This is a genomic window from Thermus kawarayensis JCM 12314, from assembly GCF_055393575.1.
This window is the reverse complement of record NZ_AP043756.1, coordinates 719,318-733,493: the sequence shown is the minus strand read 5'-3', so window position 1 is coordinate 733,493 and position 14,176 is coordinate 719,318. Positions and strand designations below refer to the sequence as shown.

The 14,176-nt window shown below is 69.0% G+C and carries 10 protein-coding genes; 9 read left to right on the top strand and 1 reads right to left on the bottom strand.

The window, feature by feature from the left end:
• Position 1 precedes the first annotated feature (1 nt).
• Positions 2–2,650, bottom strand: a complete 2,649-nt coding sequence (alaS, locus tag ACZ5RK_RS04330) for an alanine--tRNA ligase (RefSeq protein ID WP_464909805.1) — start codon at positions 2,648–2,650, stop codon at positions 2–4.
• A 31-nt stretch (positions 2,651–2,681) separates the two neighbouring features.
• Between alaS and ACZ5RK_RS04325 the strand changes: the two genes are divergently transcribed.
• From ACZ5RK_RS04325 to sufD, 9 genes are all read left to right on the top strand, one after another.
• Positions 2,682–2,957, top strand: coding sequence for an NIPSNAP family protein (locus ACZ5RK_RS04325; protein ID WP_054647281.1), 276 nt, complete (start codon positions 2,682–2,684; stop codon positions 2,955–2,957).
• A 44-nt stretch (positions 2,958–3,001) separates the two neighbouring features.
• On the top strand, positions 3,002–4,144 hold the full coding sequence (locus ACZ5RK_RS04320; protein ID WP_464909804.1) for an ABC transporter permease: 1,143 nt from the start codon (positions 3,002–3,004) through the stop codon (positions 4,142–4,144).
• Between the two features lie 21 nt (positions 4,145–4,165).
• The gene (locus ACZ5RK_RS04315) at positions 4,166–4,852 is read left to right on the top strand and encodes an ABC transporter ATP-binding protein (protein ID WP_464909803.1); all 687 of its coding nucleotides are present in this window, start codon (positions 4,166–4,168) and stop codon (positions 4,850–4,852) included.
• A gap of 60 nt (positions 4,853–4,912) precedes the next feature.
• On the top strand, positions 4,913–6,244 hold the full coding sequence (locus tag ACZ5RK_RS04310; protein WP_464909802.1) for an FAD-dependent oxidoreductase: 1,332 nt from the start codon (positions 4,913–4,915) through the stop codon (positions 6,242–6,244).
• A 116-nt stretch (positions 6,245–6,360) separates the two neighbouring features.
• The gene (gene aceA, locus ACZ5RK_RS04305) at positions 6,361–7,677 is read left to right on the top strand and encodes an isocitrate lyase (protein ID WP_464909801.1); all 1,317 of its coding nucleotides are present in this window, start codon (positions 6,361–6,363) and stop codon (positions 7,675–7,677) included.
• A 142-nt stretch (positions 7,678–7,819) separates the two neighbouring features.
• Positions 7,820–10,582 (top strand): hypothetical protein, encoded by a 2,763-nt coding sequence (locus tag ACZ5RK_RS04300; RefSeq protein ID WP_464909800.1) that lies wholly within the window; start codon positions 7,820–7,822, stop codon positions 10,580–10,582.
• Positions 10,583–10,667: 85 nt separating this feature from the next.
• Positions 10,668–11,420, top strand: a complete 753-nt coding sequence (gene sufC / locus ACZ5RK_RS04295) for a Fe-S cluster assembly ATPase SufC (protein ID WP_464909799.1) — start codon at positions 10,668–10,670, stop codon at positions 11,418–11,420.
• On the top strand, positions 11,417–12,823 hold the full coding sequence (gene sufB, locus ACZ5RK_RS04290) for a Fe-S cluster assembly protein SufB (RefSeq protein ID WP_464909798.1): 1,407 nt from the start codon (positions 11,417–11,419) through the stop codon (positions 12,821–12,823). Before sufC ends, sufB begins: the two co-directional genes overlap by 4 nt.
• A gap of 60 nt (positions 12,824–12,883) precedes the next feature.
• Entirely contained in the window at positions 12,884–14,176 is a 1,293-nt protein-coding gene (sufD, locus tag ACZ5RK_RS04285) for a Fe-S cluster assembly protein SufD (RefSeq protein ID WP_464909797.1), read from the top strand.

Genomic DNA, 14,176 nt, shown 5'->3' with positions numbered 1-14,176 from the left:
TTTAGGGCAAAAGCTCGGGCAGGGCGGCCTTGGCCCTCTCCGGGTCCAGACCACCCCCCTGGGCCAGGGCCCCCTTCCCACCCCCCCGGCCCCCCACCTTCTCCGTGAGGGCCCGGAAGAGGCTTCCCGCCTCGAGGCCCCTTTCCCGGGCCTTCTCCGAAAGCTTCAGCACCGCCTGACCCCCGGAAAGCACCAAAGCCACGTCCGCCCCCCGCCCCACCAGGTCGTCCGCCGCCTGGCGGAGGGCCCTGGCATCCAAGCCGGGAAGCTCCACCGCCGCCCACCTGAGGCCCCCCTTCTCCTCCAGGGAAGGCCCTCCACCGCCCCCCAGGGCGGCCTGCACCAGGCGGGCCTTGAGGCTTTCCACCTCCTTCTCCCTTTCCTTGAGCTCGGAAAGGAGCCTCTCAAGCCTTTCCTCCAGGGCGGCCTCCCCCACCTCCAGGCGCCCGGCCAGGGCCTTCAGGCGGTTCAGGGCCCCCCGGGCGAAGCGGATGGCCCCCTCCCCCGTCACCGCCTCCAGGCGGCGCACCCCGGCGGAGACCGCCTCCTCCCCGGTGATGAGGAAGGCCCCGATCTCCCCGGTGCGGCGCACGTGGCACCCGCCGCAGAGCTCCTTGGACTCGAGGCCCGGCTCCGGGCTTCCCTCCACCCGCACCACCCGGACCACCTCCCCGTACTTCTCCCCGAAGAGGGCCATGGCCCCTTCCCTCCTCGCCTCCTCCAGGGGCAGGTACCGCCAGGTCACGGGGAAGTCCGCCTGGATCCAGCGGTTCACGAGAAGCTCAATCCGCTCAAGCTCCTCGGGCCTTAGGGGCTCGGGGTGGGTGAAGTCAAAGCGGAGCCTTTCCGGGGCCACCAGGCTCCCCGCCTGGCGCACGTGGGGGCCGAGGACGGCCCTAAGGGCGGCATGGAGGAGGTGGGTGGCGGTGTGGTTCCTCTCCGTGTCCCGCCGCCTGGGGTCCACCAGGGCCCGCACCCTCTTCCCCACCCGGAGGGCCCCCTCCTCCACCCGGGCCCGGTGCAGGAAGATCCCCCGCTCGGTCTTCCTGGTGGTCTCCACCCGGGCCCGGCCCCCGGGCCACTCCAAAAGGCCGAAGTCCCCGATCTGCCCGCCCCCTTCGGCGTAGAAGGGGGTCTTGTCCAAGACCACCTGCACCTCGGTGCCGGGGCCCGCCTCCTCCACGCTCTCGTCCCCGGCCAGAAGGGCCAGGACCTCGGCCTCGGCCTCCAAGGTCCCGTAGCCCACAAACTCCGTGGCCCCCCGCTCGGCGTAGAGCTCCTCCAGGACCTGGGCGCTTTTCTTGAAGATCTCCCGCTCAAAGGCCATGGCCGCCCGGGAGCGCTCCTGCTGCTCCTCCATGGCCCGCTCAAAGCCCTCGGTGTCCACCCCGTAACCCCTCTCGGCGGCGATCTCCACGGTGAGGTCCAGGGGGAAGCCGTAGGTGTCGTAGAGCCTAAAGGCCTCCTTTCCGGGGAGGACCTCCCCCGGCCCTAGACCCGAAAGCAGGGTGTCAAGCCGCCTCAAACCTCCCTCCAGGGTCTCCAGGAAGCGCTCCTCCTCGAGGCGGATCTGCTTTTCCACCGCAGGGAGGTTCTCCCGCATCTCCGGGTAGAAGTCCCCGAGAAGCTCCGCCACCAGGGGAGCGAGGCGGTGGAGGAAGGGCTCGGAAAGCCCGAGGAGGTAGCCGTGCCTTAGGGCGCGCCGGAGAAGGCGCCGGATCACGTAGCCCCTGCCGGTGTTGGAGAAGGTCACCCCGTCGGAAAGCGCCGCCACCACCGCCCGGACGTGGTCGGCGATGACCCGGTGGCTCACGCTCCCCTTCCCCTCGTAGGGGCGGCCCGAAAAACGGGCCACCTCCTGGATGATGGGGAAGAAGGTGTCCGTGCGGTAGAAGTCTTCCACGTCCTGCAGGATGGCCGCCACCCGGTAGAGGCCCATGCCGGTGTCGATGTTCTTCTGGGGCAGGGGCTTGAGGATGCCGGGGCCGGGGATGGGGCCCTGGCGGTCGTACTGGGTGAAGACCAGGTTCCAGATCTCCACGAACCGGTCCCCGCTTCCGGTGTTGGGGCCGGTCTCGTCGGGGGTGCCGTAGGCCGGGCCCCGGTCGTAGAAGATCTCCGAGCAGGGGCCAGAAGGCCCGTTGGGCCCGTGGGTGATGGCCCCGCCCGGCCAGTAGTTCTCGTCCTCGCCGAAGCGGCCGATCCTCTCCTCGGGCACCCCCACCAGGTCCCGCCAGATCTGGTAGGCCTCGTCGTCGTCCTCGTAGACCGTGACCCAGAGGCGGCTGGGGTCTAGCCTGAGGTGCTCCGTGAGGAACTCCCAGGCCCAGAGGATGGCCTCCTTCTTGAAGTAGTCCCCGAAGGAGAAGTTGCCCAGCATCTCAAAATAGGTGTTGTGCCGCCCCGTGCGCCCCACGTTCTCAATGTCCCCCACCCGGAGGCACTCCTGGCAGGTGGTGACCCTCCGCCACTCCTTGCCCCCGAAGATGGGCCTGGCCCCCAGGAAGTAGGGCTTTAGGGGGGCCATCCCCGCCGAGGTGAAGAGGAGGGAGGGGTCGTTTTCCGGGACGAGGCTGAAGGAGGGAAGGCGCAGGTGCCCCTTGCTCTCAAAGAAGGAAAGGTACTTCTCGCGGATCTCCGCCGTGCGCATGGCTTTGATTATAGGCGCTTACAATGGGCCCATGAAGGTCCAGATGCGCCGCTACACCTTGAAGGAAGGGGCCAAGGAAGCCTTCCAGAAGGTCTTCCTGGAAACCATCCTTCCCCTGCGGGAGGCCTTGGGCTTTAAGGTTCTGGGGGCCTACTGGCTTTCCGAAAGGGAGTTCCTCTGGTTCGTGGGCCACGAGGACTTTGAGCGGGCGGAGAAGGCCTACTACGCGCACCCCAAGCGGAAGGAGGTGAACCCCCGGGAGTTCCTGGAGGAGATGGAGACCCGCTTCGTGGAGCGCCTCCTGTAGGCCAGGCCACGCCCCTGGCCGCCCCTTGGGGTAGGCTTAGGGGGATGGAGGTCCTTCTCTTAGTCCTTCGCAACCTCCTGGCCAGGCCCATCCGGAGCCTCCTCACCCTCCTCGGGGTCCTGGTGGCCACCAGCAGCATGGTCCTTTTCCTCTCCTTCGGGGAGGGCCTGAGGCGGGCCCTCTTTCAGGAGCTTTCCCGGGTGGGGCCTGCCATCCAGGTGGTGCCCGAGGGAGCGGAGGGCTTCGCCTTCGGCAGCCTCCCCGAGATCCCCCCCGAGACCCTGAAGGCCCTGGAGGAGGCGGGAAAGGCCCTGGGCGTGCGGGCCGTGGTCCCCACCCTCTTCCTAACCCGGGGAGGCTTTGACCCCAGCGCCAGCTTCCTCTTCCAGGGCCTGCCGGAAGGGGTCCCCCCGGACCTCCTCTACCCGGGGCTAAAGGCCAGGGAAGGCGGCCTCCTCCCCACGGGAAAAGGCGCCGTGGTGGGGGCCAAGGTGGCCCAGCGGAGCGGCCTCGCCCTGGGGAGCGTCCTCAGGCTCTCCCCCAGGCTGGAGCTCCGGGTGGAGGGGGTCCTGGAGGAAACGGGCGGCCTCGCCGACAACCTGATCTTCGTCCCTCTAAGGGCGGTCCAGGAGGCCGTGGGCACGGAGAACGTGACCGCCGTGCTGGTGGCCCTAAGCCCCGGCCAGAAGGCGGAAGAGGTGGCCCGGGCCCTGGAAAGGGCGGTGCCCGGGGTGAAGGCCCAGACCACGGGCGAGGTGATGCGCTTTGCCGAGCGCGCCCTAAGGATCAGCGACCTGGTGCGTTTCGGCATCAGCCTGGTGGCCCTGGTGGTGGGGGGGCTTCTGGTGGCCAACACCGTGATGATGTCCGTCTACGAGCGGGTGCGGGAGTTTGGGGTCATGCGGGCCCTGGGGGCAAGGAGGGGCTTTATCTTCCGCCTGGTGCTCCTGGAGGCCCTCCTCCTGGCCCTCTTGGGCGGGGCCCTGGGCCTGGGGCTCGGCGGCCTGGCCTCCCTCCTCATCAACCTCTACACCCTGGACCAGGTGGGCCTCGCCCTCTCGGCGGTGACGCCGAGGCTCGGGCTCTTCGCCCTGGGGGTGGCCCTCGGCCTGGGGCTTCTCGCAGGGCTTCTCCCCGCCTACAACGCCAGCCGCATCCCGGTGGTGGAGGCCCTGGGGAGGGTGTAAACCGCCCCGGAAGGGAAGACCATGACGCTAAGGGCGGAAAACCTCGGCAAGCGCTACCGGCAAGGGGAGAAGGAGGTGGTGGCCCTCCGGGGCTTCACCTACGCCTTCCCCAAGGGGGCCACCGCCATCGTGGGCCCCTCGGGGAGCGGGAAGACCACCCTCTTAAACCTCCTGGCGGGCCTGGACCTCCCCACGGAAGGCGGGGTCTACCTAGGGGACACCCCCCTCCACGCCCTCTCCGAGGACGAAAGGGCGGGGGTTCGCCTCAGGCGGATGGGCTTCGTCTTCCAGCAGTGGAACCTCATCCCCACCCTCACCGCCCTGGAGAACGTGGCCTTTCCCCTCCTCCTTGCGGGCTGGCCCAGGAAGGCCAGGCTGGAGCGGGCGAGGGAGCTTCTGGAGAGGGTGGGCCTAGAGGACCGCCTCCACCAGCCGCCAAGCCGCCTTTCCGGCGGGGAGCAGCAACGGGTGGCCCTGGCCCGGGCCCTGGCCCTGGACCCCGCCGTCCTCTTCGCCGACGAGCCCACGGGGAACCTGGACCTGGAGTCCCGGGAGCAGGTGGCAGGCCTTCTCTTCTCCCTGGGGGAGGAGCGCACCCTGGTCCTGGTCACCCACGATTTGGAGCTGGCCCAAAGGGCGGGGCGCATTCTCTACCTCAAGGGGGGGAAGCTGGTGAGGGAAGAAGCCCCGCGGCTTCCCAAGGGCTAGCCCGGGGCCAGGAGACCCCAAGGACATCTGGCCCTGGGCCGTTGTGGCACAATACCCCCCATGGGCAAGCGCCTGGTGGTCGTGGGTGGGGTGGCGGGCGGGGCCTCCGCCGCCGCCAAGGCCAAGCGGGAAAACCCCGAGCTGGAGGTGGTGGTCTACGAGAAGTCGGGCTGGGTTTCCTACGGGGCCTGCGGCCTGCCCTATGTGCTCTCCGGGGAGATCCCCAGGCTGGAAAACCTCGTGGCCCGCACCCCGGAGGAGTTCCGGAGGCAAGGCGTCCTGGTCCACACCCGCCACGAGGTGGTGGACGTGGACTACGGGCTCCGCACCCTGACGGTGCACGACCATGCCGAGGGGAGGACCTTCCAGGACCGGTTTGACCACCTGGTCCTGGCCACGGGGGCGAGGCCCACCGTCCCCCCTATCCCCGGCACGGAGCAGGAAGGGGTTTACACCCTGAGGAGCATGGAGGACGGGGAAAGGCTCCTAAAGGCCCTTTCCCAGGCCAGGCGGGCGGCCATCCTGGGGGCGGGGTACATCGGCCTCGAGGTGGCCGAGGCCTTCCGCAAGCGGGGCCTGGAGGTCACCCTCCTGGAGGCCAAGGACCGCCCCCTACCCCACTGGGACCCCGAGGTGGGGGCCCTCCTCAAGGAGGAGCTGGAGCGGCACGGGGTGGAGGTCTGGACCGGGGTGAGGGTGGAGGCCCTGAGGGGCCAGGGCCGGGTGGAGGCGGTGGAGACCTCGGAAGGGGTGGTGGCCGCTGATTTGGTCCTCCTGGCCACGGGCATCCGCCCCAACACCGGGCTCGCCCAGGCCATGGGGGTGGCCCTAGGACCCACGGGGGCCATCGCCACCGATGAGGCCATGCGGACCAACCTGGAGGGGGTCTATGCCGCCGGGGACGTGGCGGAAAGCTTCCACCAGGTCCTAAAGCGCCCCTACTGGCTCCCCCTGGGGGACGTGGCCAACAAGCACGGCCGCACCGCGGGAAGCGCCATCGCCGGCAAAAGGGCCCGCTTCGGGGGCGTGGCGGGCACGGCCATCTTCAAGGCCTTCGGCCTGGCGGTGGCCACCACGGGGCTTTCCCTGGAGGCGGCCCTCAGGGAGGGTTTCCGGGCCAAGAAGGTCCTCATCCAAAGCCGGGACGGGGCCCACTACTACCCGGGAAGCCGGCCCCTCTGGGTGGAGCTGGTCTACGAGGAGGGGACGGAGAGGCTTTTGGGAGGGGCGGTGGTGGCCCACGGGCACGGCGCCCTCCGCATAGACGCCCTGGCCGCCCTCCTGGCCCGAGGGGGGACGGTGGAGGACCTCCTGGCCCTGGACCTGGCCTACGCCCCGCCCTTTAGCCCCGTTTGGGACCCCCTCCTCATCGCCGCCCAGCAGGTGCGCTGAGGGCATCCAGGGGTGTAGCCCGAGGCCGGCTACACCCGCCTGGGGTGTGAAGCTTGCGGGCTTACACCCTACACCGGGGCCTTCCCCGCCCCCAGACTGAGGGCCGGAGGTGGTCCATGGAACCCTTGAGCATGCTCACCCCGGAGATGCGGCAAGAGGCCGAGGCCCTTCGCCAGGAGTGGGAGAAGGACCCCCGCTGGAAAGGCGTCCGGCGGGACTATAGGCCCGAGGACGTGGTGCGGCTCCGTCCCAGCATCCGGGTGGAGCACACCCTGGCCAGGCGAGGGGCGGAAAAGCTCTGGCGGCTCCTCCACGAGAGGCCCTACATTCACACCTTCGGGGCCTACACCGGGGCCATGGCGGTGCAGATGGTGCGGGCCGGCCTCGAGGCCATCTACCTCTCCGGCTGGCAGGTGGCCGCCGACGCCAACCTGGCCTGGCAGACCTACCCCGACCAGTCCCTCTACCCCTATAACTCCGTGCCCCAGATGGTGAAGCGCATCAACAACGCCCTCATGCGGGCGGACCAGGTGGAGCGCGCCGAGGGCAAGGTGAGCCGGGACTGGTACGTGCCCATCGTGGCCGACGCCGAGGCGGGCTTCGGCGGGGCCCTGAACGTCTTTGAGCTCACCAAGGCCATGATTGAGGCCGGGGCCGCCGGCATCCACTACGAGGACCAGCTGGCCAGCGAGAAGAAGTGCGGGCACCTGGGGGGCAAGGTCCTGGTGCCCACGGCCCAGCACATCCGCACCCTGCAGGCGGCCAGGCTGGCGGCGGACGTGATGGGCGTGCCCACCCTGATCGTCGCCCGCACCGACGCCGAGGCCGCCACCCTCATCACCAGCGACATTGACGAGCGGGACAGGCCCTTCATCCTCTCGGACGAGCGCACCCCCGAGGGCTTCTACCGCTTCAAGAACGGCCTCGAGGCCGGCATCGCCCGGGCCCTGGCCTACGCCCCCTACGCCGACATCCTCTGGATGGAGACCTCCAAGCCCGACCTGGAGGAGGCCAGGAAGTTCGCCGAGGCGGTGAAGAAGGAGTTCCCTGACAAGCTCCTGGCCTACAACCTCTCCCCCTCCTTCAACTGGAAGAAGTTCCTGGACGACGAGACCATCGCCAAGTTCAACCGGGAGCTGGGGGAGATGGGCTACAAGTTCCAGTTCATCACCCTGGCGGGATGGCACACCCTCAACTACTACACCTGGGAGCTGGCCAAGGGGTACAAGGCCCGGGGCATGCCCGCCTTCGTGGAGCTGCAGCAGAAGGAGTTCCTGGCCCAGGCCCAGGGCTTCACCGCCGTGAAGCACCAGCGGGAGGTGGGGGCGGGCTACTTTGACGAGGTGGTCCTGGCCCTGACCCAGGGGGAGGCCTCCACCCTGGCCCTCAAAGGCTCCACGGAGGAGGCCCAGTTCACCGAGGCCACCCCCTAAGGGCGTGGCCCAAAGGCCGCCCCCCAGGCGGGGGGCGGCCTTTGTCCTTGGAAGGCCTCCCAAAGGGGCCACCCCGCGTAGGTACCCCGCGCTTAAAACCATGTTGCCAAAGGACACACCGCCCGGCTAAAGTGTAGGTATTATGCGCGAAGCTTCTACACCCTGGCTTCGCTACCTGGAAGCCCTCCGTCCCCACCTCCAAGGCCAGGACCACCGGGGGAAAAGGGGGTCCTTGCGCTGGCTCGAGGCCCTCATGGCCGAGCGGGGAGGCCGGGCGGGAACGGTGCGCAACATCCTCTACAAGGACCTGGGAAGCCCGGAGGAAAAGGAAAGGCTCTATGGGCTCATCGCCGACCTTTACCGGGAAGCGGGCCTAAAACCCCCGCCCCCGCCGGCGGAGCTCTTCCTGGAAAGCGCCCGCAAGGTGCTGGGCCGGGACAAGCGCCGCATCTTCCGCCGCTTCCTCAAGGAGCTGGAGGCGGGGGGGAGGCCCCAGATGGTGGTGGTGGGAGGGCCGGCCACGGGCAAGGGAGTGCTCCTCTCCGCCCTGGCCCGGGCCCTTTCCGCCCTCCCCCAGCAGGAGCCCCACCTCCTCAACCTGGGGGGGGAGGTGGCCCAGGCCCTGGTGCCCCTGGCGGAGGGCCTGGGGGTGGGCGAGGAGGTGCGGGGGCTTTTGGCCCAGCTCTCCCCCACCCAGCCCTACGCCCTCCAGGGCGCCCTGCAACAGGAAGTCCTCACCCTCCTGGCCCAAGGCCTGAACCGGGAAGGCCGGCCCCTCCTCCTCCGGGCCGAGGCGGAGGGCACCCTGGAGGGCCTCCCCCTCCGGGGCCCGGAGGGAAGCCAAAAGGGGCTTGCCGCCTGGCTGGAGCCTTTCCTCCGGAGGCTCCGGGTGCCCTACCTGGCCGCCCTCTCGGAGGCCCCTCCCACCCTGCCCTACCAGCCCCTCTCCCCACCCAGCCGGGAGGAGGCCCGGCGCTTCGTGCGGGAGAGGCTTCCCCACCTGCCCCCGGAGCGCCTCGAGGCCCTGGTGAACCAGGCGGGGCGCAACTTCGGGGAACTCTCCCGCCTGGTGCTCCTGGAGGCCGCCAAGCACGACCCCAAAACCCCCCTGCAGGACGATCCCACCCTGAGGCCCCTCCTCCAGGCCCTGGCCGCCTTCAGCCCCGAGGCCGACCCCGCCTTTCCCCTCCCCCTCCTGGAAAAGGCCCTGGGCAAGCCCCTGGAAAGGCTCTCCCAGGCGGAACGGGCCCTTTTGGACTGGGTGGGGGAAGGCCTGGTGCGCCCAGCCCTGAGGAGCCTCCTCCCCGAGGAGGCCCCCAGGGAGCTCCACCTTTTGGCCCTGGAGCACTTCCCCCGGGAGAACACCTTCCGCAAGCTCTACCACGCCCGGAAGGCCGGGGAGCGGGGGGTTCTCTTGGATCTACTACAAGAGGACCCCGCCCGCCTGGCCCTGCTCCCCGGGCTTTGGGAGGAGGCCCAGACCTGGCCCCGGGAGGACCTGGAGGCCTTGGCGGGGGTGGTGGTCCGCTACCGGGCGGTCCTCGGCCAGTACGCCCACCCCGAGGCGGAGGCCGCTTTAAAGGTGCTCTCGGAATCCCCAACCCCCCCCTTGCGCACCTGGGCCCGGATCAAGGCCGCCGAGGCCAAGGCGGACGCCGCCCTTTACAAGGAGGCGGAACGCCTCCTCCCCCCCAAAGAAGACCTCGCCCTCCTGGACGAGACCGCCCGGGCGGAGGGCCTTTTGGTGATGGCCGCCGTGGAGCGGTGGAAGGGGGACTACGAAAGGGCCGCCCGCTTCGTGGCCGAGGCCGAGGGGCTCCCCGTGGCCCCCTTCCTCAGGGACAGGGTGCGGCTTTGGCAGGGCCTGGTGGCCAAGGACCTGGGGCGGTACGAGGAGGCCCTCAAGGCCCTGGCCCAGGTGGGGCACGATGCCCTTCTCCTGGGCCGGGCCCGCTACCAGATGGGGGACCTCCTCATGCGCCTGGGCCGCCTCGAGGCCAAGGCCCGGATGGAGGAAGGCCTCAAGGCCCTGGAGGAGGCCGGGGCCCCCAAGGACGAGGTGGCCCGGGTGCGGGCCCGCTACGCCACCCTCCTGAGGCGCCTGGGCCTCTATGGGGAGGCGGAGGAGGCCATCCAGAAAGCCTTGAGGGAGGCGGAAGACCCCTTCACCCAGGCCCGGGTCCGAAGCGAGGCCGGCATCCTCGAGGCCGCCCGGGGCCGGCCCTTTGAGGCCCTGGCCTACCTGGTGCCCGCCGAGGCCTACTTCCGCACCACCCCCGAGCGCCCCAAGGAGGCCCGCTACCGCCACCTGCGCACCCTCTTCCGCCTGGGGGCGGCCTACCTCCTCCTGGAGGCGGGGCAGCCCTACCGCCCTCCCTTCTTGGGAGGCCTTTCCGCCCCCCAGGCCGGGCGCCTATTGGGAAGGCTATTGGAAGAGATCCCCGAGGAACCCACCGAGCGCTACACCGCCCTCCGGCTGGACGCGGCCAGCCTCCTCGCCCTCCTCCTCCCCCCCGCCGAGGGCAAGGCCCTCCTCAAGCCCCTTCTGGAGCTGGAAAACCCCTACCTGAGGGCCCAGGCCCGCCTGGGCTACGCCGAGGCCTTGGCCCGGGAGGGAAGCCTGGGGGAGGCCCTGGCCCAGATCGTGGCCCTGCCGCCCCTGGAGGACCCGGGGCTCCTGGCCCAGGCCCGGGCGGTGGAGGTCCTGGCCCTTTTGGGCCTAGGGGAAGGGGAAGCGGCCTGGCATAAGCTCCTGGAGGTGCGGCAAGGCCCCCTTCCCCAGCCCTTCCGCCTCCAGCTCGGCCGCGCCCTGGGGCGCTTCTGCCCCGGGCTGGAAAAGCGGCTTCCCCCCACCCCCTTGGCCCTGCCCGAGGCCCTGGGCTTCCACCTGGCAAATCCCGACTAAATCACTATACTTTTGGAGGGAAGGGCGGTATACTCTTACTGCGAACGGGTCGCAGTAAGAGCCCGGCCCGACCTCAGGAGGAAAGATGAACCAGCTAGAAATCCGCGACCTCTGGGCTTCCATTGACGGGGAAAGGATCCTTAAGGGCGTGAACCTCGTGGTCCCCAAGGGCCAGGTCCACGCCCTCATGGGCCCCAACGGGGCGGGCAAGAGCACCCTGGGCAAGATCCTGGCCGGGGACCCCGAGTACACCGTGGAGAAGGGGGAGATCCTCCTGGACGGGGAGAGCATCCTGGAGCTCTCCCCCGACGAGCGCGCCAGAAAGGGGCTCTTCCTGGCCTTCCAGTACCCGGTGGAGGTACCCGGGGTGACCATCGCCAACTTCCTCCGCCTGGCCCTCCAGGCGAGGCTAGGCCGGGAGGTGGGGGTGGCGGAGTTCTGGGCCAAGGTGAAGCGGGCCCTGGAGCTTCTGGACTGGGACGAGAGCTACCTCTCCCGCTACCTCAACGAGGGCTTTTCCGGCGGGGAGAAGAAGCGGAACGAGATCCTGCAGCTTCTGGTCCTCGAGCCCACCTACGCCATATTGGACGAAACGGACTCCGGCCTGGACATCGACGCCCTCAAAGTGGTGGCCCGGGGGGTGAACGCCATACGGGGGCCCGGCTTCGGCGCTTTGGTCATCACCCACTACCAGCGCCTCCTGAACTACATCGTCCCCGACCAGGTGCACGTGATGATGGACGGGCGGGTGGTGGCTACGGGTGGCCCCGAGCTCGCCCTGGAGCTTGAGGCCAAGGGATACGAGTGGCTTAAGGAAAGGGTGAAGGAGGGCGCATGAACGAGACCGACCTGAAAACCCTAGGGGAGGAGTACAAGTACCACTTCATAGACGAGGTCAGGCCCGTCTTCGTGGCCGAGCGGGGCCTCACCCGCAGGGTCATTGAGGCCATCAGCTACCACAAGGGCGAGCCCGAGTGGATGCTCAAGTTCCGCCTGCGGGCCTTGGAGATCTTCCAGAAGAAGCCCATGCCCACCTGGGGCCCCGACCTCTCGGGCCTAGACCTGGACAACCTGGTCTACTACGTGAAGCCCGCCGAGGTGCGGGACGCCAAGAGCTGGGAGGAGCTCCCCGAGGAGATCCGCAGGACCTACGAGCGCCTGGGCATCCCCGAGGCGGAGCGCAAGGTGCTGGCCGGGGTGGGGGCCCAGTACGACTCAGAGATGGTCTACCACCGGGTCAAGGAGGAGCTTGAGCGCCAGGGGGTCATCTTCGTGGCCATCGAGGAGGGGATGAAGAAGTACGAGGACCTCTTCAAGGAGTACTTCGCCAAGGTGGTCCCCCCCGAGGACAACAAGTTCGCCGCCCTGAACTCCGCCGCCTGGTCCGGGGGCTCCTTCGTCTACGTGCCCCCGGGGGTCAAGGTGGAGCTTCCCCTCCAGGCCTACTTCCGGGTGAACACCCCCGAGTTCGGCCAGTTTGAGCGCACCCTCATCATCGTGGACGAGGGGGCGGAGGTGCACTACATCGAGGGCTGCACCGCCCCCATGTACTCCACGGAGAGCCTGCACACCGGGGTCATTGAGATCGTGGTGAAGCGGGGGGCGAGGAGCCGCTACACCACCATCCAGAACTGGTCCACCAACATGTACAACCTGGTGACCCAGAGGGCCCTGGTCTACGGGGAGGCCTTCCACGAGTGGCTGGACGGGAACCTGGGCTCCAAGGTCACCATGAAGTACCCCTCCAGCTACCTCCTGGAGCCGGGGGCCCGCACGGAGATCCTCTCCATCGCCTTCGCCAAAACCGGGCAGCACCAGGACACCGGGGCCAAGATCCTCTTCGGGGCTCCCCACACCTCGGGCACCATTGTTTCCAAGAGCATCTCCAAGGGAGAGGGCCGGGCCAGCTACCGGGGCCTGGTGAAGGTCCTGGAAGGGGCCCGCCACGCCAAGGCCAACGTGGAGTGCGATGCCCTCCTCATTGACCCGGAAAGCCGCACGGACACCTACCCCTACATTGAGATTGAGGAGGACACCGCCCACGTGGGCCACGAGGCCACGGTCTCCAAGATCAACGACGAGCAGATCTTCTACCTCCAGACTCGAGGCCTCAAGGAGGACGAGGCGGCGGCCCTCATCGTGCGGGGGTTCATTGAGCCCATCGCCAAGGAGCTTCCCCTGGAGTACGCCGTGGAGCTCAACCGGCTCATAGAGCTGGAGATGGAGGGCTCCGTAGGCTAAGAGGCCCGGCCCAGGGGGCGGGGCTTCCCGGCCTCCCCCCTTCCCGTGCAAGGAGGCAGGATGCAGGTACTGGACAAAAGCCACGTGGAGGCCCTCTCCCAGGCCCTGGGCGAGCCCGCCTGGGTGCTGGCCAAGAGGCTGAAGGCCCTGGAGGCCTTCGCCCGCCTCCCTTACCCCAGCAAGAAGGACGAGAACTGGCGCTACACCGACCTCTCCGAGGCCCCGCTGGCGCAGGAGGCGGAGACCCCCAAGGGGCTTAGGCTTTCCCGGGACGGGCTCCCCGAGGTGGTGCGGCGCCGCCTGGAGAAGACGGACGCCTCGGGCTTTTTGGTCTTCGTGGGGCCCGACCTCGTCTACGCCGAGGTGCCCGAGGAGCTAAGGGAAAAGGGCCTCCTCTTCACCTCCCTGGCGGAGGCCCTGAAGACCCACCCGGAAAAGGTGGAGGCGGCCCTCTTCCGGGCGGTCCACACCGAGGACAAGTTCGCCGCACAGAACAGCGCCCTCTTCACCCACGGGGCCTTCCTCTACGTGCCCGCGGGGTTGGAGGTGGAGAAGCCCCTCGGGGTCTTCAAGGTGCTCCTGGAAGGGAAGGCCTCCTTCGGCCGCACCCTCCTCTTCCTGGAGGACAACGCCAAGGCCGCCTACATTGAGGAGTACCTCTCCCCGGACCTTTCCCCTACCCTCCACCTCTCGGCCACAGAGATGGTCCTGAGGCCCGGGGCCCGCCTGCGCCACGCCCACGTCCAGACCTTCGGGGAGGGGGTGTGGCACTTCCACCGGCAAAGGGCCCTCCTGGAGCGGGATGCGGGCCTCAACGACCTGGTGGTGAACCTGGGGGGCACCTACGCCCGGAGCGAGGTGGCCTCGGAGCTCCTGGGCCCCGGGGCGGAAAGCGAAATGCTCGGCCTCTACTTCGGCCACGGCAGGCAGCACTTTGACCACTACACCCTGCAGCACCACGTGGAGCACCACACCCGCTCGGACCTCCTCTACAAGGGAGCGGTGAAGGACGAGGCCCGGGCGGTCTTCTCCGGCCTCATCAAGCTGGAGCGGGGTGCCCAGAAGACGGACGCCTACCAGGCCAACCGCAACCTCCTCCTCTCCCCCACGGCCCGGGTGGACTCCATTCCCCAGCTGGAGATCGGGGCCAACGACGTGCGCTGCACCCACGGCTCCACCACCGCCCCCGTGGACGAGATGCAGCTCTTCTACCTAGAGTCCCGGGGCCTTCCCCGAAGCCTGGCCCAGGAGCTTCTGGTCAAGGCCCACCTGGCGGACGTCCTCACCCGGATCCCCCTGAAGGCCCTAAGGGCCTACATTGAGGCGATCATTGAGGAAAAGGTGCGCATCTAG

Bases quoted from the DNA above. Each gene is read 5' to 3' on its own strand.
- alaS (WP_464909805.1), bottom strand. From the start codon at position 2,650: ATGCGCACGGCGGAGATCCGCGAGAAGTACCTTTCCTTCTTTGAGAGC.
- ACZ5RK_RS04325 (WP_054647281.1), top strand. From the start codon at position 2,682: ATGAAGGTCCAGATGCGCCGCTACACCTTGAAGGAAGGGGCCAAGGAA.
- ACZ5RK_RS04320 (WP_464909804.1), top strand. From the start codon at position 3,002: ATGGAGGTCCTTCTCTTAGTCCTTCGCAACCTCCTGGCCAGGCCCATC.
- ACZ5RK_RS04315 (WP_464909803.1), top strand. From the start codon at position 4,166: ATGACGCTAAGGGCGGAAAACCTCGGCAAGCGCTACCGGCAAGGGGAG.
- ACZ5RK_RS04310 (WP_464909802.1), top strand. From the start codon at position 4,913: ATGGGCAAGCGCCTGGTGGTCGTGGGTGGGGTGGCGGGCGGGGCCTCC.
- aceA (WP_464909801.1), top strand. From the start codon at position 6,361: ATGGAACCCTTGAGCATGCTCACCCCGGAGATGCGGCAAGAGGCCGAG.
- ACZ5RK_RS04300 (WP_464909800.1), top strand. From the start codon at position 7,820: ATGCGCGAAGCTTCTACACCCTGGCTTCGCTACCTGGAAGCCCTCCGT.
- sufC (WP_464909799.1), top strand. From the start codon at position 10,668: ATGAACCAGCTAGAAATCCGCGACCTCTGGGCTTCCATTGACGGGGAA.
- sufB (WP_464909798.1), top strand. From the start codon at position 11,417: ATGAACGAGACCGACCTGAAAACCCTAGGGGAGGAGTACAAGTACCAC.
- sufD (WP_464909797.1), top strand. From the start codon at position 12,884: ATGCAGGTACTGGACAAAAGCCACGTGGAGGCCCTCTCCCAGGCCCTG.